The sequence below is a fragment of the Desulfocurvibacter africanus subsp. africanus DSM 2603 genome (assembly GCF_000422545.1).
Lineage (GTDB): Bacteria > Desulfobacterota > Desulfovibrionia > Desulfovibrionales > Desulfovibrionaceae > Desulfocurvibacter > Desulfocurvibacter africanus.
On sequence record NZ_AULZ01000022.1, the window covers coordinates 1 to 19,797 of the forward strand.

The 19,797-nt window shown below is 60.8% G+C and carries 21 protein-coding genes; 3 read left to right on the top strand and 18 right to left on the bottom strand.

Annotated features, from left to right (window positions below):
- Nucleotides 1–304: transposase (locus H585_RS22640; RefSeq protein WP_081678692.1), on the bottom strand; the 304-nt coding region annotated here is incomplete at its 3' end.
- Nucleotides 305–728: 424 nt separating this feature from the next.
- Here H585_RS22640 and H585_RS0114585 point away from each other — a divergent pair.
- Nucleotides 729–1,031, top strand: coding sequence for an RNA recognition motif domain-containing protein (locus H585_RS0114585; protein WP_005984225.1), 303 nt, complete (start codon nucleotides 729–731; stop codon nucleotides 1,029–1,031).
- A 130-nt stretch (nucleotides 1,032–1,161) separates the two neighbouring features.
- On the opposite strand, the gene panC is transcribed toward H585_RS0114585, so the two are convergent.
- The 15 genes from panC to H585_RS0114660 form a co-directional block, all read right to left on the bottom strand.
- Nucleotides 1,162–2,019 (bottom strand): pantoate--beta-alanine ligase, encoded by an 858-nt coding sequence (gene panC / locus H585_RS0114590; RefSeq protein WP_027368341.1) that lies wholly within the window; start codon nucleotides 2,017–2,019, stop codon nucleotides 1,162–1,164.
- Nucleotides 2,020–2,287: 268 nt separating this feature from the next.
- The gene (gene truA / locus H585_RS0114595; RefSeq protein WP_027368342.1) at nucleotides 2,288–3,088 is read right to left on the bottom strand and encodes a tRNA pseudouridine(38-40) synthase TruA; all 801 of its coding nucleotides are present in this window, start codon (nucleotides 3,086–3,088) and stop codon (nucleotides 2,288–2,290) included.
- Nucleotides 3,089–3,345: 257 nt separating this feature from the next.
- A complete protein-coding gene (locus tag H585_RS21595; protein WP_244432562.1) occupies nucleotides 3,346–4,095 on the bottom strand; it encodes a MotE family protein in 750 nt (249 codons plus the stop codon).
- Nucleotides 4,016–4,531, bottom strand: coding sequence for a flagellar export protein FliJ (gene fliJ, locus H585_RS0114605; RefSeq protein WP_244432563.1), 516 nt, complete (start codon nucleotides 4,529–4,531; stop codon nucleotides 4,016–4,018). Before fliJ ends, H585_RS21595 begins: the two co-directional genes overlap by 80 nt.
- A 365-nt stretch (nucleotides 4,532–4,896) precedes the next feature.
- A complete protein-coding gene (locus H585_RS0114610) occupies nucleotides 4,897–5,625 on the bottom strand; it encodes an adenosylcobinamide-GDP ribazoletransferase (RefSeq protein WP_027368345.1) in 729 nt (242 codons plus the stop codon).
- Between the two features lies 1 nt (nucleotide 5,626).
- Entirely contained in the window at nucleotides 5,627–6,475 is an 849-nt protein-coding gene (locus H585_RS0114615; RefSeq protein ID WP_027368346.1) for an SAM hydrolase/SAM-dependent halogenase family protein, read from the bottom strand.
- Nucleotides 6,476–6,498: 23 nt separating this feature from the next.
- Nucleotides 6,499–7,353, bottom strand: a complete 855-nt coding sequence (locus tag H585_RS0114620) for a hypothetical protein (RefSeq protein WP_027368347.1) — start codon at nucleotides 7,351–7,353, stop codon at nucleotides 6,499–6,501.
- Between the two features lie 104 nt (nucleotides 7,354–7,457).
- Nucleotides 7,458–8,270, bottom strand: coding sequence for a metal ABC transporter permease (locus tag H585_RS0114625; RefSeq protein ID WP_027368348.1), 813 nt, complete (start codon nucleotides 8,268–8,270; stop codon nucleotides 7,458–7,460).
- Nucleotides 8,263–9,069: a metal ABC transporter ATP-binding protein gene (locus H585_RS0114630; RefSeq protein WP_027368349.1), complete on the bottom strand. Its 807-nt coding sequence runs from the start codon at nucleotides 9,067–9,069 to the stop codon at nucleotides 8,263–8,265. Before H585_RS0114630 ends, H585_RS0114625 begins: the two co-directional genes overlap by 8 nt.
- 84 nt (nucleotides 9,070–9,153) lie before the next feature.
- On the bottom strand, nucleotides 9,154–10,350 hold the full coding sequence (locus tag H585_RS0114635; protein ID WP_027368350.1) for a GAK system CofD-like protein: 1,197 nt from the start codon (nucleotides 10,348–10,350) through the stop codon (nucleotides 9,154–9,156).
- 13 nt (nucleotides 10,351–10,363) lie between these two features.
- Nucleotides 10,364–11,470 (bottom strand): HprK-related kinase B, encoded by a 1,107-nt coding sequence (locus H585_RS0114640; RefSeq protein WP_027368351.1) that lies wholly within the window; start codon nucleotides 11,468–11,470, stop codon nucleotides 10,364–10,366.
- Nucleotides 11,467–12,342 carry a GAK system ATP-grasp enzyme gene (locus H585_RS0114645; protein WP_027368352.1) on the bottom strand — a complete coding sequence of 292 codons (876 nt, stop codon included), beginning with the start codon at nucleotides 12,340–12,342 and terminating at the stop codon, nucleotides 11,467–11,469. Before H585_RS0114645 ends, H585_RS0114640 begins: the two co-directional genes overlap by 4 nt.
- A gap of 16 nt (nucleotides 12,343–12,358) precedes the next feature.
- Nucleotides 12,359–13,996, bottom strand: a complete 1,638-nt coding sequence (locus tag H585_RS0114650) for a PhoU domain-containing protein (protein ID WP_027368353.1) — start codon at nucleotides 13,994–13,996, stop codon at nucleotides 12,359–12,361.
- Nucleotides 13,993–14,280 carry an amphi-Trp domain-containing protein gene (locus H585_RS0114655; protein WP_027368354.1) on the bottom strand — a complete coding sequence of 96 codons (288 nt, stop codon included), beginning with the start codon at nucleotides 14,278–14,280 and terminating at the stop codon, nucleotides 13,993–13,995. The genes H585_RS0114650 and H585_RS0114655 overlap by 4 nt, the downstream gene beginning before the upstream one ends.
- Before the next feature lie 64 nt (nucleotides 14,281–14,344).
- Nucleotides 14,345–15,517: a hypothetical protein gene (locus H585_RS0114660; protein ID WP_027368355.1), complete on the bottom strand. Its 1,173-nt coding sequence runs from the start codon at nucleotides 15,515–15,517 to the stop codon at nucleotides 14,345–14,347.
- Between the two features lie 545 nt (nucleotides 15,518–16,062).
- Between H585_RS0114660 and H585_RS0114665 the strand changes: the two genes are divergently transcribed.
- Together H585_RS0114665 and H585_RS0114670 are read left to right on the top strand one after the other, a co-directional pair.
- Nucleotides 16,063–17,298, top strand: a complete 1,236-nt coding sequence (locus H585_RS0114665; RefSeq protein ID WP_027368356.1) for an inorganic phosphate transporter — start codon at nucleotides 16,063–16,065, stop codon at nucleotides 17,296–17,298.
- A gap of 53 nt (nucleotides 17,299–17,351) precedes the next feature.
- Nucleotides 17,352–18,029: a DUF47 domain-containing protein gene (locus H585_RS0114670; protein ID WP_014259211.1), complete on the top strand. Its 678-nt coding sequence runs from the start codon at nucleotides 17,352–17,354 to the stop codon at nucleotides 18,027–18,029.
- A 360-nt stretch (nucleotides 18,030–18,389) separates the two neighbouring features.
- Here the strand turns inward: H585_RS0114670 and H585_RS0114675 are convergent, their stop codons facing one another.
- Entirely contained in the window at nucleotides 18,390–18,701 is a 312-nt protein-coding gene (locus H585_RS0114675) for a TRL-like family protein (RefSeq protein ID WP_034628174.1), read from the bottom strand.
- Nucleotides 18,702–19,009: 308 nt separating this feature from the next.
- The gene (locus H585_RS0114680; protein ID WP_027368358.1) at nucleotides 19,010–19,219 is read right to left on the bottom strand and encodes a hypothetical protein; all 210 of its coding nucleotides are present in this window, start codon (nucleotides 19,217–19,219) and stop codon (nucleotides 19,010–19,012) included.
- Between the last annotated feature and the right edge of the window lie 578 nt (nucleotides 19,220–19,797).

Below are 19,797 nucleotides of genomic sequence, written 5' to 3' on the forward strand. Positions count from 1 at the left end.
CATCTGGGTGCACTTTGACGCTTGTGCTGTCCAGGGATGCCGTAGTGACTTTGATTGAGATCATCTGCTCTTCCTGGAGCCGCGTAAATATTCTATCTAGAACACCGCTTTTGCTCCAACGGTTCATGCGAGTATATATGGAATGCCAGTTTCCAAAGTGCTTAGGCAATCCGCGCCACTTGCAACCTTGTTCTAGAACATACAAAATGGCGTTAATAACTTGCAGGTTATCTAGAGAGACATTGCCCCGCTGCCGAGGGAAGCTATCCGCGATGCGTTGATACTGCTCTCTGGTTATTTGCATACCAACAAGCTAGCCAGAGATTAGACAATGACAAGTAGAGTTAACAGGCCCTAATGCTAGAGGGCCACAGTTGCCACCGTTGAGATGTATTCATTCTACAGGCTTCTACTTCCTTAACTTCTGTACTGGTCGCCAAGAATTCCGCTTCTTTCACGTTGTACCAATGCTCGAGCGGTAACCAGCTGGGATCTTGAATAAAAAATTTGCTTAATAGCTATTTCCACTATCATATCAATGTCTTAAGCCTAATCGATCTGGGGCATTCAAGATGTCATGCTCAGTTTTTCATTGCCATGGAAAGCGAACAAGCTTATTCGGGCTATCAGCATGAGAAGCGGCATGCGACTTTTCGTGAACTTGGCCAAGGCGGGCGCCTGGATCAAACACGAGAGGACGACTTGCCGAAACCTGGGAGCTAGAGTTCATGGCGAAGAAACTGTACGTCGGCAATCTGCCTTTCTCGGCCTCTGAGGACGATATCCGGGACCTGTTCTCCACCTACGGAGAAGTGAACTCGGTTAGCCTCATCACAGATAGGGAGACCGGACGCCTGCGTGGCTTCGGCTTTGTCGAGATGGATGACGAGGGTGCCCGCGAGGCAATCCAGTCCCTTGATGGCAAGGATTTCCAAGGCCGTAACCTGAAGGTCAACGAGGCCCAGGAAAAGCCGCAGCGCTCTGGCGGAGGCGGCGGAGGCGGCGGCGGACGCGGTCCCCGGCGCTGGTAGCAAGTTTATCGAAGAGCCGAGCACCCCGCAGGGGCGCTCGGCTCTTCGATAGTTGGCTCACGCGAATTGACTCGCCCGCATGCGGCGAGCCGTCTCCAAAGGCCTATCTTCAGGTGTTTGGAGATTTTTGCTATGTGCGCAGAAGCATGTTGTCGATGAGCCGAGCCTTGCCCAGGAACACAGCCACGGCCATTAGCGCCGGGCCATCCACGCATTCCAGTGGGGCCAGGCTGTCGGGGTGAACTATCTGGGCATAGTCGATGCGTGCTGCCGGGATCTTCTTGGCCAGGTTTGTAGCGAAAGCGGCTACGATACGTTCGGCCGATGCTTCACCTGCCTGGACCGCCTCGCGAGCCTGCTCCAAGTCCGCATGAATCTCCGGAGCTAGTCTGCGTTCCTCGGGCGTTAAATAGACGTTGCGAGAACTCAGGGCCAAGCCGTCGGCCTCGCGCACAATGGGATGCCCCACGATTTCCACCGGTATGTTCAGGTCGCGGACCATGCGCCGGATGACCGCCAACTGCTGCCAATCTTTCTGACCGAAGATGGCCGCGCTTGGCATTGCCAGCAAGAGCAGCTTGCTGACTACCGTGGCCACGCCGCGGAAATGGATGGGCCGCGACACGCCGCATAATCCCGTGGACAGCGACGGCACTTCAACCCAGGTGCCCGCATCGGGAGCGTACATGGCCTCGGGTTCAGGCGCGAAGAGCACATCCACGCCACGCGATTCAGCCAAATCTCTGTCGCGCTCGAAGTCGCGCGGGTAGGCCGCCAAATCCTCGCTGGGCCCGAATTGCGTGGGATTGACGAACAAACTGACAATGGCCTTGCCTGCGGAGCCGGCCCGTTGCCGGGCGGCGTCCATAAGCCGCAGGTGACCTTCATGAAAAAAGCCCATGCTGGGCACGAGCACTGTGTTCAGGCCTGCACAGCGCCAGTTCCAGCAACGTTCCTGGAACTCTTTGGGATTGCGTATGATGTCCATGGATACCCTCCTAGACGATATGCGCTCGTAAAGTGAATCGAGGCCGCCCTGCTAGCCCATCCCAACCCGCTTGTCCAATCCATGTCGGCTGTTGATTGAGATGGCATTCCAGCTAGAGCAGGTTGCTTTTAAGACGCCCGCTCCGGCGATGACGGCGCAAGTGAATTACGCCTACGCCGAAGCTAGCGGCAAGCCATGCCGATGCATGGCTTGCAGAGCATTTTCAAAAGCAAAATGCCCTAACGGGCTTAACCAAGTCCGGGAAAAACTAATCCCCTTCGTCCAAATCCTCCTCGACTGGCCGGCTTCCAGTGGAATTGGCTTTTACATCAAAGAATATACGCTCCAGACACAGTCCGCGGCTTGGCGCGGTCGGAGGCGCCAGCGAACGGTCGCGTGCAGCGATCAGAGCCGGGATGTCATTGGGACACAGCTTGCCCCGGCCTACGGCCACCAGGCAGCCGATGATGTTGCGCACCATCTGCTTGAGAAATCCGTCGGCCTGGATGCGGTAGACGGTCTCCCATTGGGTCTGGCCAGGCTCGCGCCAGAAACGCGTGACTGTGCGCCGGGTGTCCCGAATGGGCGTGCCCACGTTCTGAAAGCTCTTGAAATCGTGACGGCCGACGAAATGCTGCATGGCCTTGTCCATGGCCGATTGGCTCAGGCCAGACATGCGCCAGACGAAGGGCTTGCGTTGCGGCAGGATGAACTCCAATTCCGACCATATGGTGTAGGCGTAGACCTTGGAAGTCGCCGAGAAACGCGAGTGAAACTCCGGCGGCACCACCTCGACTTCGGTCACGCACACATCATCGGGAAGGAGTGCGTTAATCGCCTTGCGCCAGGGTATGCGCATCTTGCTTTCGGGCACGTCCAAGTGCACTACCTGCCCTAGGGCGTGCACGCCCGAGTCAGTGCGAGCGGCCATATCAATTCGCACGGGGCCGTTAAGCATGCGTGCTAGTACTGCCTCCACTTCGCCCTGTACCGTGCGGCAGCCGGGTTGGATCTGCAAGCCGGCAAAGCGCGTGCCTGTGTAGGCCAAGGTCAATTTGAGTCGGGGCATGGCATTTCACTGTTAGAAGTGTGTACGCTGGCGGATTGCCCTGCCGTGCGAAGCCAGGGATCGATTTCCATACCAGTCCGCTGGATTACCGAGCCGAGGGCGACTCCAAGTGGCAAAGGCGACTTGCGGAATCGGCCGGAATCGGAGGGTAGGTAACCACTCGGGTGAGCCCTAGCAAAAACAAAGGCCGGAGGAAACGTCCCACGTTCCCTCCGGCCCAGCCATGGAGAAGCCAGAATCAGACTTTCAAGGAGATATCAATTGGCTTGCGCCTGGTTCTCGGCAAAAGGAATCTGCAGCCTGGTCAGAGCTTCGGACAGGGTGGCGGCCTTTTCGGCACTCATGTTGGACATGACTTCGCCTGCCTGACGGCCGCGCATGCCGGAGAGGATTCTGACGGCGATGTCTTCCTGCAACTGCTCGAGAGCCGCGGCGGCCTGCTTGGCCTTCATGTTGGCGTACACGTCGACCAGATGGCGCAGCTTCTCGTCTTTGACCGTGTCGGCCTTGTCGAGCATGAGCTTCAGGTTCGCTTCCATCTGGTTCATTTTCTTGAGTCGAAAGTCCAGCTCGCGCTCAAGTTCCTTAAGGGCCTGCTCCTTGCGAGAAAGCTCTTCTTCCTTGCGGCGCAGGCTTTGCCAGTCCAGGGGTTTGCGCGAGGATTCCTCGGCAGCTTGGGCTTGCGGCTGCTGGTCGGTATTGGGCTTTGCCGGGGCGGGCTCCACCGCGGCCTGTGCCTCGGATACGGCCATGACCATCTTGGCGCCAGCCGCTACGGTAGCGTGCGCGGCAACAACGGGCGCTGGAACCTGAATCACAGCCAGGCTTTCTTCGCCATCAGCACCACCCAAAGGCAGCATATTCAGCGAGATTGCCGCAGCCAGGGTCAGCTTAATGGCCGCGAGCAGAGTCAGGGTCTTGAGGACCTTAGAAATCTTGGTGCTTGAAGCGGAGTGTCGAACTTTCGTCGAACTCCTTCTGTTCCGCAAGTCGTTCTTCCTGCTCATAGCGCTTCGCCTGGTTCTCTTTGAGTTTTTCCAAAAGTTTCCGGTCTTTGGCGCGTGCTATCACTTCCAGCCGAGCTCTTTGCAATTCCTTTGCCAGGCGTTGGAGTGCCGCATCGGCCAGCTTGATGTCGAAGTCCGCAGCCTTTTTATAGGTATTCCAGAGCCACAGGTCCGGAGGCGTATAAGCCTTGCGACTGAAGAATTCGGCCTCGGCCCGTCCTAGGCGTGACTTGAGCCCATCAAGAAACTCGGCTTGGTCCCGATAGCGGCGCTGCGCTTCGGCCATGACCAGCATGGCCTGCTCTTCGCGCTGGCGTCGAAAATCCAGGACTTTCTCAAGCTTGAAATGATGCTGCGTGGGCATGCAGGGCATTAAGCAATAACCCTGCCGAGATGGGATAAAGACGGGAATAGCCTCCGGCGGCTGGGGGAGCAACGGCTCCCCCAGACCCCCCGATGTTTCCTGGAGCGGATTTCCGACGCGGAAGCGTCGGAAATCCGCTCCAGGAAAGAGGGCATAGGACTAAAGCATTTTGCATTTCAGACGCTCCCTTCGGCGTTGACGGCGGAATTACATTCCGCCTACGCCTGCGGGGCGACAAGCCATGCCGACGCATGGCTTGCAGAGCATTTTCAAAAGCAAAATGCTCTAATTTAATTAAAGGACTGTAAGCCAAAGCCAGCCGGATTCCAGCGGTTCTTCCGCCGGAATCCGGCTGGCTTAAAAAGGAGTCCAGGGGGCCGTGCTCCCTGGTGGGTGGGGGGCTGGGGAGGGCAACGCCCTTCTCAGCTCTTAAGCTCTTAGTTGACCAGCAGCCAGCCCAGGCAGGCCCCGGTCTCTCCCAGCACGATGGCAGCGCCTAGAAAATCACCATTGAGGCCGGATTGACGCCGGGCCAACCCGCGCAGGGCCACGGAAGGAACCAGGGCCGTTGCCAGCATGGCCAGAAGCGTCAGAGGACTGACAAGGGCCAGCCCAGGGACCAGGGTCATGCCCATGGCCAGCAACACCCCACGCGGAGTCGCGCCGGCGACGAAGAGTTGACCCAGGCCGGGCCTGGCCAATTCGCGCTCGCTCATGGCCAGCAGCACGGCCGCCAGCCTGCCGGCCACAAAGATAAAGGCAGCGGCGGCGAAGGCCTGACGTGCTAAAATCTCGTGCAGCAGCACGATCTGGCCGGTCAGGGTCAGCAGCAGGCCCATGGCCCCGAAAGCGCCCAGGCGCGAGTCCTTGACGATCTCCCAGAATCGCTGGCCGTCAGCACCCGAGCCCCAGCCGTCGGCTACGTCGGCCAATCCGTCCAGGTGCAGGCCGCGTGTGGCCCAGAGGTTGGCAATCACGAGCAGCCAGGCCTGAACCCAAGGGGTTGCGGAGAACAGACCAAGCGCCAGAGGCACTACTAGCAGCCCGCCAAGGACCAGCCCCACGGCTGGCAGCCAGGCCATTGCCGCGGCCAGATCCTCGGGCTTGCCCAGCCTGGCTGGAACCAGACGGGTCAGGAAGGCCAAGGCTGTGAAAAACCCGCGCATGTCAGCGGCTCCCGGCTGGAAGTTCGAGTGTGACCTCGGCCTCAAGCCCAAGGCCTAGGCTCTTGGCGGCCGAAGCCTGGTTCAGGGCCAGTTCCATGTAGCCCTGGCTGCCGACAAGAATGCCCAGCTCGTTCGGAGCAAGCTCGGCATAGTGTGTTACGACACGCGCTGCGTGACGCGACGGCCCAGGCTTACCAAAGCCCATGGACCGGCCCGCGCCGGACTGAACCCGGACCTGTCCTCCGACTGGCAGGCGCGGCGACCAAGAGGCCGCGGACAGATTGAGCACGAGGTTGCCGAAGCGGTCGGCGTGCAGCACCGAAGCTATTATTGAGCCGCCTTCTGTACGCGGCTCGGCCCAGCTTCCGCGCACGAGCGCTGCCGGGTCAAGCTTATGGCCAAGCTCTTCGGGCTTCTCGCCGGCTGCAAGTCGCGCGGCCAGGGGAGTGAACAGATCGCGGCCGTGAAAAGTAGCCGAGGCCGGCGCGACGGCGGGGCTGACATCGAACAGACGTGAATCTTCCGTTGTAGTGCTCAACAGCAGACTCAGCAGACCGTTGTCCGGAGCCAGGAAGAAGCTCTGCCCGCATTGCGCCAGGACCATCTTGCGCTCCGAGCCCACGCCCGGATCGACCACGCATACGAAGATCGAGCCTGGCGGAAAGTACGCGGCGCTGGCCCGCAGAAAGAAGGCCGCCTGGGCCACGCGGTAGGGCTCCACGCCGTGGCTCAGATCCACTACGTGGGCCCTTGACGCGCTATTCGCCAATACGCCCTTCATCTGGCCAACGTAAGGATCGCCCAGGCCAAAATCCGTGAGCAGGACGATGACGGGAACAGCTTGGTCCATGAAATCTCCAGAAATTTATACGATTAACCGGCTCCCGGACTGCCGCGAAAGGCCCTGTGGGCCAGGGTGACGAGCAGTGCGAAGAGCGCGGCAGCCACGCCGAGGGCCGGCTTGTAGAGCGGTGGCGAGGCCAGGGCCAGCAGCAGAAAGAGCGTGGCCAGGGAGAAGCCTGTGTTGCGGAAGGTGCTTCTGTAACTGGGCATGTGCCGTTGCGAGACGAGCATGAGCAGGATGTTGCCCAGGATGAGCAGCGTATAGAACGACTCGAACAGACGGCCGGGTGTGCCCGTGGCGGCCAGGTTCCAGAGCGAGCGGACGGCCATTGCCAGGAACAGAGCCAGCAGCACCAAGGCCAGGAGCTTCTTGACGCTCACGAAGGAATACAGCGACGCGCCGTCCTGCAATTCGCCGCTCGGTTCGCGGTAGCGGCGGAACAGCCCCAGCAGCACGAACACGAGCAGGGACCCGACGCCGTCGGCCATGATAAGCCCCAGACTGCCTATCTGCGCGGCCTCGACCTGGATGGGATCCGGGAAGTCGCTCAAGGCTTTAAAGGCGCTACGCAAAAGCAGCAGGGACATGAGCTGGAACTGCTCGCCCATGGCCTTGGAAAAGGAGCAAGGCATTATGAGAATGAGCCTGAACACGCCCATGACGAGCATGAAGGTCAACACCACGTCCACCGAGTTGAACACGCTTTCGGGCGCAAGATGGATGTAGGCCTGGGAAATGAGGTCCAAGCGCCTGCTGCCCGCAGCGGCCACGGCCAGTAGAAAGGCCACGATCATGGCGGAATTGAGCGCGCCTTGCGTGGCCTTGTGGTCCCATAGGCGGCGAATGCCGTCGAAAAGAGTGTTCGCCCAGTCGTATATGAACATGCGCCTTATGCTCCGTCCGTCGACATGCAAGGGTGGCTCGAATCAAAGCCACCTTTTAGCAGTAAGGCACGGTGTGGTCCACCAACTCTAGCAGGCGAACGGCTTCAGCGGCCCTTGGAGGCCAGCATGTCCCTGCCCGCCGCCAGGAAGAAGAATACAGAAGCCACGGCGATGATGGATGCGCCCGAGGAAAGGTTGAAATGGTAGGACAGGGCCAGGCCGCCAAGGCAAAAGGCCAGGCTCAGCACCACGGAGCGAAGCATCATGCCTGCCAGGGAGCCGGCCTTGCGCTCGGCCAGGTAGGGCGGGATGGTCAGCAGGGCGATGACCAGGATGAGCCCCACCACGCGGATGATCATAACCACGCTGACAGCGATCATGGCCAGCAGCAGGTAGTGCAGCACGGTCACGGGCACGCCGCGGGTGCGCGCGAACTCCGGGTCGAAGGACAGGGCCAGCAAGTGGCGGTACAGGAGCAGCACGAGACCGGTCACGACAATGTCCAGGCCGGCCATGAGCAGCAGTTCGGAGTGCGGCACGGTGAGGATGGAGCCGAACAGGAAGGACATGAGCTCCACGTTGTAGCCGGGCGTAAGGTCCAGCAGGATGATGCCCAGGGCCATGCCCGCGGCCCAGGTCACGCCGATGACCGTATCGGCCCGCTCGCTGCGGCGCAGGGTGGCAGCGGCCATTAGCCCGGAGGTCATCAGAGTGAAGCCCAGGGTGGTGGGCAACACTGGCCAGCCCATGAAAAAAGCCAGGCCGACGCCGCCGTAGGCCGCATGGGCCACGCCGCCCGAAAGGAAAACCACGCGGTTGACCACCACCAGCGCGCCGATGATGCCGCAGGCCACCGAGGCCAGCGCGGCGGCCAGCAGGGCGTTCTGCATGAAGCCGAAGGACAGGGCTTCAAACATGGCGCTTCCCGTGGGGCGGAACCATGATGCCGGGCAGGCCGTGAGCAAAGGCCATGACAGGGCATTTGTGGCCGTCATGGCCGCCGTACATGAGTTCGAGCATAGCCGTGGTCAGCTCCGGTCCGGGGTGGTAGTGCAGCCGCTTGTTCACGCAGGCGATGGCCGTGACGCGCGAGGCAACGATGGACAGGTCGTGGCTGACCACGACCACGCTGACCCTGTCGCTCAGTTCAGCCAGCAGTTCGTAGAAGCAGAAACGCGCATGGGCGTCCACGCTGGCCGTGGGCTCGTCCATGAGCAGAAGGTCGGGCCCAGAGGCCAAAGCGCGCGCGATGAACACACGCTGGCGCTGGCCGCCGGATAGGGCTCCGATGCGCCGGTCCGCGCAGTCGGTCATGTCCACTAGGGTCAGGGCCTCCATGGCTCTGTCGCGCTCGGCGGAGGAGACGCGCAGGCCGAAGCTGCGGGCCGTGGCCAGGCCCATGAGCACGACGTCGAGCGCCGATACGGGAAAATCGGGACGGATGTTCGTGTACTGCGGAACGTAGCCGATGGAGCCACTGGTCTGGGCAGGCGGAGCATTGAATACGCGCACCTGGCCTGCGTCGGGCCGAATGAGTCCCAGGATGAGCTTGACGAGAGTGGTCTTGCCGCCGCCGTTGGGGCCGAGCACGGCCAAGTAGTCACCGCGGCGCACGGTCAGGTCCACCCCTTCCAGGACCTTGTTGGCCCCGTAGGAGAAGTCCACGCCCTGCAGCTGGGCGATGATTTCGCCCCTGTCCTTGCCTGCCGTCACCATGCTTGTGTACCCCGCGTCGCTGACATGCGGGCATTGTATGCAACCGAGTTGCATAAGCTGTCAAGGAGGGAGGCTAGGGGCGTATCAGACCAGCGAGAGCAGGTATTCGAGCACGCGCTCCTCGTCCAGGTAGGGCGCGCTGCGATCGGTAACCAGAGGGGCATCGATGACCGTCAGACCATAGCTCCTGATCTGGTCCAGGTCCGAGGCCGGACCGTAGCTGCCGTGCCTGGTGTCCACGAGCAGGAAATTGAGCAGGCTCTCGTGCGAAGGGGGCTTGGCGCAGCCGCGCTCCAGGTAGTCTAGCAGGGTCCGCACTTGGTCCGGCAGGGTCATGCCGCACTGCTCCGGGTCCGTGCCCAGATTGGGGATGTAGACCTTGGGGCAGCGGTTGGCGGCCACGGACTCGCCGACACCGCGCGGCAGCAGGTTGGCTACCAGACTCGTGTAGAAGCTGCCCATGGGATAGCAGATGAGGTCTGCCCCGGCGATAAGCGAGGCCGTCTTGTCCGGGATCGCAACTTCCGTAGGCTGCGGATCGTCAGCGTGCTCCGTGAGGAATATGCGTTTGACAGGAACGCTGATGGGCTGGGTTTCCTTGCCGGTGAGCAGATGCTGTCCCATCAGGACGGAACCGTCCTCCAGCTCGGCCACCAGGTGCAGGGGGTTGTTGACCACGGGCCGCACTTGGCCGCGCGCCTCGACCAGCTTGGAGAACAGATAGATGACCGGGTCGATGTTCCGGTCGTAGTTGAAGTAGCCGCCCGTGAGGATGAGGTTGCCGATGCTGGCTCCGCGCAGGTCGAACCCCTCGGGCATGCGCTCGACGAAGAAGCGCAGGTGCGTGCGGATGATCTTGCGCATGGGGTCGGGCACGCGGGCCACCAACTCGTCATCGCCGCGCAGCATGGACTCCAGGCGCTCGCGCAGGGCCTGTGGAGCGGCGTCACGAGGCAGGCGACAGGCGAACAGCTCGTAGGTCTCGGGAGCGCCCATGACCGTGCGGTCGGCCAGGGCCATGAGCCGGTTGCGTAGGTCGCCCACGGCCGGCATGTCGAAGGCGGCGCGCAGCTTGGCCGAGGAGCCGCCGGAATCGAAGGGCGTGATGAGGTGGATGGAATTGTGCGTGTAGTCGATGATCCTGCGCGAAAGGGCCTTGAGGGCCGTGCCGCCGGTGAAGAAGAGCACCTTGGGCCCCAGCTCCGGCGCGCGCAGAAAGCGGGCCAGCTTGATGGGGTCGGGAAGGGTGGTCGTGCGGCTGACGAGGATGCGCATAGTCATGGTGCTTGCAATTCTAGGTCCGGGCTGCCGAGGCGTCCAGGAAATCACGCAAGTACTTGGCCGCGGCCTCGAAATCCACTCCGCCCGACAACTCAAGCACGGGGCAGCCTCGCAGCAGATCGAGGTAGGACTCGGACGTGAAGCCGGGCTCCAGCGCGGGACCGTCGGCCTCATAAAACAGGCCCACCTGCTTCATGAAGGCCGGGTGCAGGTCAGGCCGCTTCGCAAGATCCACCTCGCGCACGGACAGCGGCCCGCCGCCGCGCCGCCAATTGAGCAGCGCAAGACCGGCCAGGCGCGCCTTGAGCCTGTAACGGCCGGGTCCGAAGCATTCGTCGATGAAGGCATCGTACTTGCGCTCCAAGCTCCACAGAGCGTCCGCGTCCATGGAAAGGAATTCCTCACGCTCCCTGGGCGTGACAACCGTGCGCAAGGATTCGTTGTGCACAATGGTGCCGGGGTTTATGCGCGGCATCTTGGCCAAGCCGTACATGGCTAATCCATCAGCCTCGCGGCGGGCAATGACGCGGTCGTTGCTCACGAAATCCGTGCCCAGGCGCATGACGTGCAGGGCCAGGGTGGACTTGCCCATGCCCGCGAAACCGGCGATAGCCAGTCCCGTGTCGCCGACCGAGACGCCTGCCGCATGGAACAGCAGACAGCCGCGATTGACCTTCCATTCGATGAAGCGGTTGTTGATGAAGTTGACCACCTGGTTTTCGTTGGCCAGGCAGGGACCCACCGCCAGGTTGAAACCGCCGCCGAAGAGAAAGAGCATGTTTGTCAGCCGCTTGCGCACTATGCGGCCGTCCGCGAGATCGATGTACTCTTCCTTGATCCAGGCCTTGCCGGGCTCGGGCTGTTTGGGCATGTAGACCAGGCCCAACTCGGGGCTCGCGGATTCGATGGCCATGATCGCGATGTCGGCTTGGCCTGATGCGCTGCTCAGCCCTGGTGCGGCCAGGAAGTCGCGGAAATAGACGGCGAGCTTTTCGCGCAGGGCCGAGCTGTTGGTATGTACGCGCACGAGCACCTGGCCGAAGTTCAAGGCCAATGCGTGTGCAGCGGGATGAGCGTCCAGTAGGGGCGCGGCCAAACCGCGCAGGAAGGCCGTGTTCAAGCCAGTTTCCGCAACACGTGTTCCACGAACAGACCTGCGGCGTCGATGTCGTTGGCCTCGAGCAGGCCCCGGAAGCCGCCGAAAGCCGAGACTTCATAGACCTTGGGTCCGTCCGGAGTCTCGACCACATCCACGCAGGTGAAGTCCAGGTCGAACAGGGCTTGGGCGCGTCCGGCCAGCGCGATTATTTCGGGGCCTGGCTCGCAGGCAGCGTACTTACCGCCCGAGCGTGTGGTGGTGTTCCAACTGTCTTCGCTGCCCTGGCGGGCGTAGGTGGCCACGTATTCGCCGCCCAGGAAGGTCACGCCCAGGTCGCGGCCCGCGTGGTTAACAAACTTCTGAATGTACATGACCTGGTTGCCGCGCGCCTTGAAGACCTCTACCTCGGTCCAGGCGCCCGGTCCGGCCTCGATGACGGTCATGCCCCGTGCCTTGGTGCTGAACAGCGGCTTGAACACGGCCTTGCCGTAGGTTTCCACCATGGCCACTGCTTCGGCCACGCTTTCGGTGGCCGTGGTCTCGGGCATGGGAATGTCGCCCAGGCGCAGGCCCACGGTACAGGACAGGCGGTCAACCAGCTTGATGATGCTGCAGGGCTTCGAGAACACGGGCAAGCCCCGTCCGTACAGGAAACGCAGCATCTCAAGGCGGTCCAGGATGTCCGGAGAGTAGGCCGGAGCGATCTTTTTGATGATCAAGCCGTCGAGCTTGGACAGGTCGTGGCCGCGAAAGAACACCGTGCCCCTGGTCAGATCCAGGCGCGCCTCGGCCATATCCACCAAAAGCGCGAAGCCAGTGCGCCGGGCCACGGCCTCCACGAGCCGCTGGGAAGACCAGCCGCGCGGATCGCCGATGACTGCTATCTTTTTCATGATCCTTCCTTGCATATCAATAGGACAGCACGGCGTCAGGCAGCCGGAACTCCTCAAGGGGACATTCTTCCGCGTGGGCCAGGACCTTCTCCAGCAGGTATACGCCGCGCAGCAGCATGCTCTTGGCGAAGCGTTTGTTGAGCTCGAAGCGCGTGGAGGTGATGAACGACCTGGCCAAGCCAAGGCAGAGTCGGGCCTCGAAGGTCGTGTCGCCGTGGCGCTTGGCAAAGGCGCGCGCGAACTTGAGGAACTCGGCGCTCACGTAGTCGATGCGCTCGCGGGCGTCTCGGCTGAAGATGGGCAGCCGGTAGTTGGAGACCAGGAACACCGAGACGTCCTGCAGATAGTCCGAATCCGTGGAACGGTGCAGATCGATGTAGTGAATGCGTTGCGTTTCGTGGCTGTACACGATGTTGTTGATGTTGAAGTCGCCGTGGATGAAAACGGTGAAGGGCGAGGCCACACGGCTGCAAAGCTCGCTGGCCCGCTCCATGAGCGCATCGGTGGAGGGCGCGACTATGCCGCAGAAGGCGCGTCGTCCGGTCTGAAAATCGGGATGCAGATGGTAGACGTCGGTCATGCGCGCCAGCGCCTGACGCATGAACGAGGCCGGCGCGGGCTGGTTTTTGAGGGTGGCCTCCCATAGTTCGCTCACGGTCTGGGTGACCAGGAACAGAGCGTTCTCCAAGACGTCGTGCTCGGCCGTGAGCACCAGGTCCTGGAAGGTGCAGCCGCCCAGGTATTCGATGAGCAGGCTGACCGAAGCGCCCTCTTCCTGCAGGGCCTGCACCTTTGGCGGCAAACCGGGCATGATGGCTTCCCAGCGCTCGATGCTGGCCTTTTCCTGCAGCAGCTTCTTGCGGTTGCCTTCCTTGAAGATGAGGCTCTGCTTGACGCCTTTTTCGTCGTCCTGGGGCTTGTTGACCTTGCCGATGCGACAGCCCGAGCGCGTGCCCCAGATGGACTCGAATTCCACGTGAGCCGGCACCGCGTCCTCGCCCCTGGATCCCAGGGTCTCGCGCAGGGCGTTGTACTGGTGGATCTTGAACTTGTCGCCGGTAATGGAAAAGATGATGGCCTCGCCCACATTCAACAGCGCGTCGCCCATGCGCTCCAGATAGCGGAAGATGAACAGGGTGGTGACCAGGTTGCCAGTCTCGCTGCCCGAGCGCAGCTCGCCCAGAATGCGGTCGAACTGCTGCTTGTACATGGAATCCAGGGTGAATTCCGCGCGGCAGATCTTGAAGGCCAGGGACATGTCCTGCCTGGTCAGGGCCGAGTGCACCCGATCCAGGGCGGTCAGCACCTCCTGGAAGAATGGCCGGTAATCGTACTTCTGAAAGAACGCCGGCTCGGAAAGGTGCGGCGTCTGGCGCGCCACGTTCACGCAGTGGTCGGCTAGCCGTTCAAGGTTGGAAGTGACAACATTGAGGGCCCTGATGCGGTCCACGTTGCGCTTGCCGAGGGGCTGCCTGTGGATGTGCGAGAAGCAGTCGTTCTCGATGACGCTCTTCAGATTGTCGATGTAATCGTCACGACTCTCGATGGACTCGATGGACACGGTTCCTGGAGTGTCGAGAAGTCGCAGAGTGCTCTCCACCTGCTTCATTACCTCCAGGATCATGAAGCGGAAATTTTCTTCCAGAACCTTCATACATCATTCGCCCTTTTGCCGGGCTTGAGCACCAGGGGGTCCTGTGTGTTCTGCCCCTCTTGAGGGCACTCCTTCCAGCGCAGCTTGATGGCCAATTTGCGTTCGTCCTCGCTGACCTTGGCCTCGAAGATAAAGTCGATGAGCCCCTGGGGCGAAAGCACGAGCGTCTCGCCCTTGTGGCTGATTTCGATATGGCCTTGGCGGATGCCCTCGGTGAGGCTTTCCAGGTAGGCCACTATGGCCTCCCTGTCCTGCAGGGCGTCGTAACGGAACCGGTTGGACATGCACGCTTCCTTAGCGGGTTCGGTGGTGGTGCGGCCGTATGGACCGCGATGCGTCTGGCCTGCCCTATGAGGTCAGTCGGGCGCGATATTCCTCGATGATGGAGGCTCGGCTGACGCCTTGAACGATGAGGTGCTTGCTGATGGACAGATCCTCCCAAGCAGGCTGCAGGCCAACCTCGCGGCCTCCTTTTTCGGGGTCGCGCAGTTCCGGGGCCTTGAGCTTTTCACCCATGTGGCAGTCATCGCCCATGAACACGAGCACGGGCCGGTCAGTGCGTCCGCGCAACCTGTTCTGGCGCTGCACCGCGGTGATGAGGAACTCGGTGTACTCGCGCGACTGCGGGTTCCAGACCTCGATGCCGTCCACGTCATAGTCGGCCAGCAGGATGGGCCAGAACTGCTCGGGGTGCGGGATGACGATGCCCGCGCCCAGGGAGCGGGCCTCCTCGATGATCTCCGAGGCTCTGTAGAAGTAGGTCAGGGAGAAATGCTCCTTGACCACTTCCTTGGCCGCCTTGAGGAAAACCTGGGCCTTGTTTACGATACGGTCGTCGTATAAAGCGCGCAGCTCCTCGAAGAAGTTGCTCACGAGCTTGTTCTTGATGGATTCCTTGGGAGTCGTCGCCCAGTTGTTCTCGATGAGCTGCTGGAGCTTGGCCACGTGGATGCGCGTGAAGGCGACGATATCCTCGTCGGAGTTCGTCTTGCCGGCGGCTCGCTGAACGCGGTCCTCGAAGATAGGGTCCAGCACAGTTTGAATGTATTCGAACAGTTGCGAGGAGCGGTACTTGAAGGTGTGCGCCAGCATGTTCCTGAGCACCGTGGCCTCGCGCACCTTGGCCTCCTCGAAGTGCAGAAGAAGCTGCACCTTGCGCTTGAAGCCGCGGGAGTAGCAGTCCACCTCCACACCGGCGAAGCCGCCCAGGCTCAGGAGCGTGTTGTGCTGCGTGGGGATGATGAGCTGGTCGCCCCGGTTGGGATAGAGCTTCTGCATCCGGCCCACGATGAGATCCATTGGCACGTGTTCCGGGTGCCAGTGCACGGCCAGGATCTCTTCCTGCTGGGGGAAGCTGCGCTCGGGGACGAGCACGCGCTGGCGCTCCACCTCGGTCAGTTCGCTGCTGGTACAGCGCAAGAAGGCCTCCTGATCCCAGGAGGTGACCTCCCGGGGGATGGCGTCCAGTTCCAGGCTTTGGCAGCGGCCGTCCCGGTTTTTGTTCACGCTGAGGAGTCCCATGGTATGAGAATGTGCAGACAAACGGTCCATGTCACAATATCATTGAGCACGGATCTGCTGTCTTGAGCCCGCCAGCCAGGGCATAACCTTACTGGCTGGTCCGTGCCCGCCTGTAGCGGGAGTGGCACTCCTTCCCGAGGCTGTCAAGTTCCACGGCCGCCTGGACACGGCGACGATGCAGCCCTCGCCTGCCGCCAAAGGCCAGCTTGTCGCCCAAAACCTTTAAAGGGCCTTTGCCTGATCGAGGACCAAGACAAAGCGCCTGCATTTCTGCCCAGCTATGGCTACTCGGCAGCATGGTCCCTCGCCACGAGAGGAAAAGCATTCTCGTGCATACGCGGTTTAGCCCGTGAGCCCTGACAGATACTGGAAAGGAATGGACGAGGCGCGATCAAGAATGTTACGAGCAGATCTCGAAATGGTGACAGACTAGGCTGGCATCAAGGCCAGCGAGCTCCATGGCTCCCGGGTGGGAGCTTTTTCCTTGTCTTGCCAGATTCGCGCGGCTGCGGAGAACCGTGCCGCGTTTCCTCTCGGGAGTGGAAATGGATTTCTATGATCTGTTTTTCTATCTGTCCATGGGCGGCGGCTTGCTTATGGCCTTCGCCCTTGGCGCCAACGACGTGGCCAACTCCATGGCTTCGGCCGTGGGCGCCCGGGCCATTACCGTACGACAGGCAGTGCTCATCGCCGCCCTGCTCAACTTCGTCGGCGCGGTTTTGCTCGGCTCGCAAGTTACAGCCACCATCAGCAAGGGCATCATCGATCCGACGGCCATCACCGACCCGCGCGTGATGACGCTGGGCATGTTCTCCTCCCTGCTGGCTGCCGGGGTTTGGGTGCTCGTGGCCACGCTCACCTCGCTGCCCGTGTCCTCCACGCATTCCATCGTGGGGGCCATCCTGGGTTTCGGCTTCCTGGTCGGAGGGCCGGAGGTGGTGAACTGGCTCAAGATGGGCGGCATCGTCATGTCCTGGATCATCTCGCCCTTCTTCGCGGCCATAATAGGATTCCTTGTCTTTTCGCACATCCGCAAGACCATCTTTGTCAGCCACGACTTTATCCGCCAGTCCAAGAAATGGGGAGCTATTTGGATGGCCCTGACCTGCGGGCTCATCATGATCTCCTTTTTCTACAAGACTCCTTTCGGCGAGCGGTTGGATTTGAGCCTGGGCGCCGCCGCGGCCGTGTGCCTTGTCGTCATGGCCGCGGCCTGGATAGTCACCCGCCGCGGTCTGGAGAAGCTCGTGCCCGACCCGGCCGCAGGCGCCGAAGGCGTGGAGCAGGTCTTCCGCAAGATGCAGATATTCACCTCGTGCTATGTGGCCCTGTCCCAGGGCGCCAACGATGTGGCCAACGCCATCGGTCCCGTGGCCGCGGTGTATGTGCTGGCCAAGACCGGCATGCTGGCGACCAAGGCCGAGGTGCCTATCTTCATGCTCGTGATCGGCGGCCTGGGCATCGCCCTGGGCATCGGCTTGCTGGGACACAAGGTCATGGCCACGGTGGGCGAAAAAATCACCACCCTGACCAACACCCGCGGCTTTGCCGTTGATATCGGCGCGGCGACTACGGTGCTTTTGGCCTCCAACCTGGGCCTGCCCGTGTCCACCACCCACGCGGCCGTTGGCGCGGTCACGGGCGTGGGCCTGGCTCGCGGCTTCAAGGCCGTGGATTTCGGCGTGCTGGGCCGCATCGTAATCTACTGGGTTTTGACCGTGCCGGCGGCGGCCTTCACCAGCGTGCTCATTTATCGCATTCTTGACTGGATCGTGAGCTAAGAAGAAATATATTCGAGGCGGACGGCCTTTTTGCCGCCTACCCGGAGGTTCTCATGCGTTTTCTGCGTCTGCCCATGTTCGGGCTGCTGACCCCCACGTCGCCACTGGACGGGCTCATCGACCACTACCAGAAGATCCACGCCTGCGTGGACCTCATCCGCGAGTCACTGGAGTGCTACCTCTCAGGCGGCACATGCCGGGAGTTCCAGGAACTGGTGGAACAGGTGGACAAGCTCGAGAATGAAGCGGACAAGATCAAGCGCTCCATCCGCAACAAAATGCCGCGCCGGTTGCTCATGCCCGTGGACAAGACGCTCTTCCTCAACTACACGAGCGCCCAGGACAACATCCTCGACGCGGCCCAGGAGGCTGTGTCCTGGCTGGCCATGCGCGCCGTGGATGTGCCGGCGGAGCTTCAGAAGCCCATGGTGCTCTTCATCGACGAGGTCATGACCACCGTGACTATGCTCGGGCCGGCCCTGGAGTCCACCATCCGCTTCATCTACGTCGAGGAGCTGGACCGCTCCGCGGTCAAGGACAAGCTGCGTACCGTGCGCCGCCAGAAGGACAAGGTCTTCAAGGCCAAGGGTCCGCTCATCTCGGCCATCTACAACCAGGACCGCGACTTCAAGGACATCTACCAGCTCATCCATTTCATCCAGCGCATGGACGACATGAGCCACAGTGCAGGCAACTGCGCCGAGATACTGCGCGCCATGATCGCCAAGTAGCCGAGAGCGCTCCTTCAAAGCTCTTTTCGTAAGGTGCTGCGCTTGGCCCACCGCTTGGGGTCGTGCTGAGTGCGGGACGACGTGACTGTTTTCGGCGGCCGGGAACCCTGCTTGAATAGGGTTCCCGGCCGCTTGGCGTTGATTGAAGCATTTCTTCTAGGAACCGGAGAAGGTTTTGCCCTCCCCAGACCCTACCACCAGGGACCACGGCCCCCTGGACCGCGCATTTCATGTGCGCATTGCTACAATTGACAATTGCGCGCCTTCGGAGACCTGTCTCCTGACTTGGATGCGCTGCCTCCAGGCGAAACGGATTGCTTCGACAGGAACCTTGGGCGGACGAAAAACAGGTCCGGCTGCTTATTCTCCGTATACGGTGGTCGTATATTGTCCGTATACGCCCAGGATGTTCTTCGCCCTGAAGTCGACGTGGCTGATCTTCGTGATGCCGCCGTCGCGTACCGCGGTGTCTATGCTGCAATCCCCGACGGCGACTAGGCCGAGCACGGAGATGCACTGGGCAGTGCCCTTCTTGTCCGTGCTGAGTTCAGCCGTGGCCGCCGAAGGCATGGTGACTCCGGTGTATATGGCCCCTGTGGGCAGTGGGGTCGCGCATCCGGAGAGCATGGCGGCTAGAGCAACAGTGGAAAGCAGGATGGGGAATGTTCTCATGTGTGGACTCCTTGGTTCGATATGGATGCAACCTATACCGAACCAAGGTAGCACGAATAAAGCGGCAAAGGCTACAGCAGCGAAATGAAACGTTGAGGGCATCGACCCAGCGCAGAATAAGAATAAACTGCTTCGCCACCCAACAGTGCTCTTCAAGGTGCTGGAAAAACGCTGAAGATTGGCAAAACCGACCGGTTTGTCAGTCTAGTGCGAACGGGCAGCGTGGCCAGGTCGGCTAGCTTCCGCAAGAGACGGATTATTCGCGCATTGGATGAACTCGGCTCAACCAACGCGAAAGGCGGGATGGATTAATCGACGGACTGTCGCGGATCGGGATTCAGGGACTCCCGAACGATCTGCACGCTCTCGGGCGCTTCGATCCAGACCTTCTTCTCGTTGAACGAGACTTCGATCTGGCCATCCACGACGATAGTTTTCCGATTGCCCCTGTACAGGACCTGGATCCTGTCTCCAACCTGAATGACGGTATCCTTGCTCAACTTGAGGACCAATCCCATACGTTCCCCCTAACATGGAAATCAACTAAGCAGCATGTCTATCCCCGAGAAATGGATGCTCAAATTCATGCGATAGCTCTGAACGTGCATTTAGTGAATTGTCGGTTCACGATGATGCTCAGTACACTAAGCCAAAACGACGTTCAACTACAAGTTTCAAAAAGATAATAGGTTTACTACAAGATTATATGCGTTTTCCATGCCGTTGATGAAAGAGCAATCATCTGGGCTGACGCGATAACGACTTTGGCAGTCTGGAATGAGTTCAAGCGCCGTCACATTGCCTGTCGGCAGCTTGGCAAAGTGGAGACAGTGTGGTGCTCGCAGTGACACAGTGGTTGGGCTGAATTACTTCAAACAGATAATTGCAAGCCGCGGGGTAAGCCGATCATTGCATGGCGCGCTGGAAGTGGGCGGCTCCTTCACCATGCTCACCTGCAAAGGACCATTTCCAGACAGGGCGCTTACCGGCCCCAGTGGTCTGTCCCCCTGGCCCGCTTTGTGTGATTTCATTGAAATGTATTGTTCTTGGATTATCGGACTCGTATTCGCAGCCGAATATCTATTTTTTATGGATT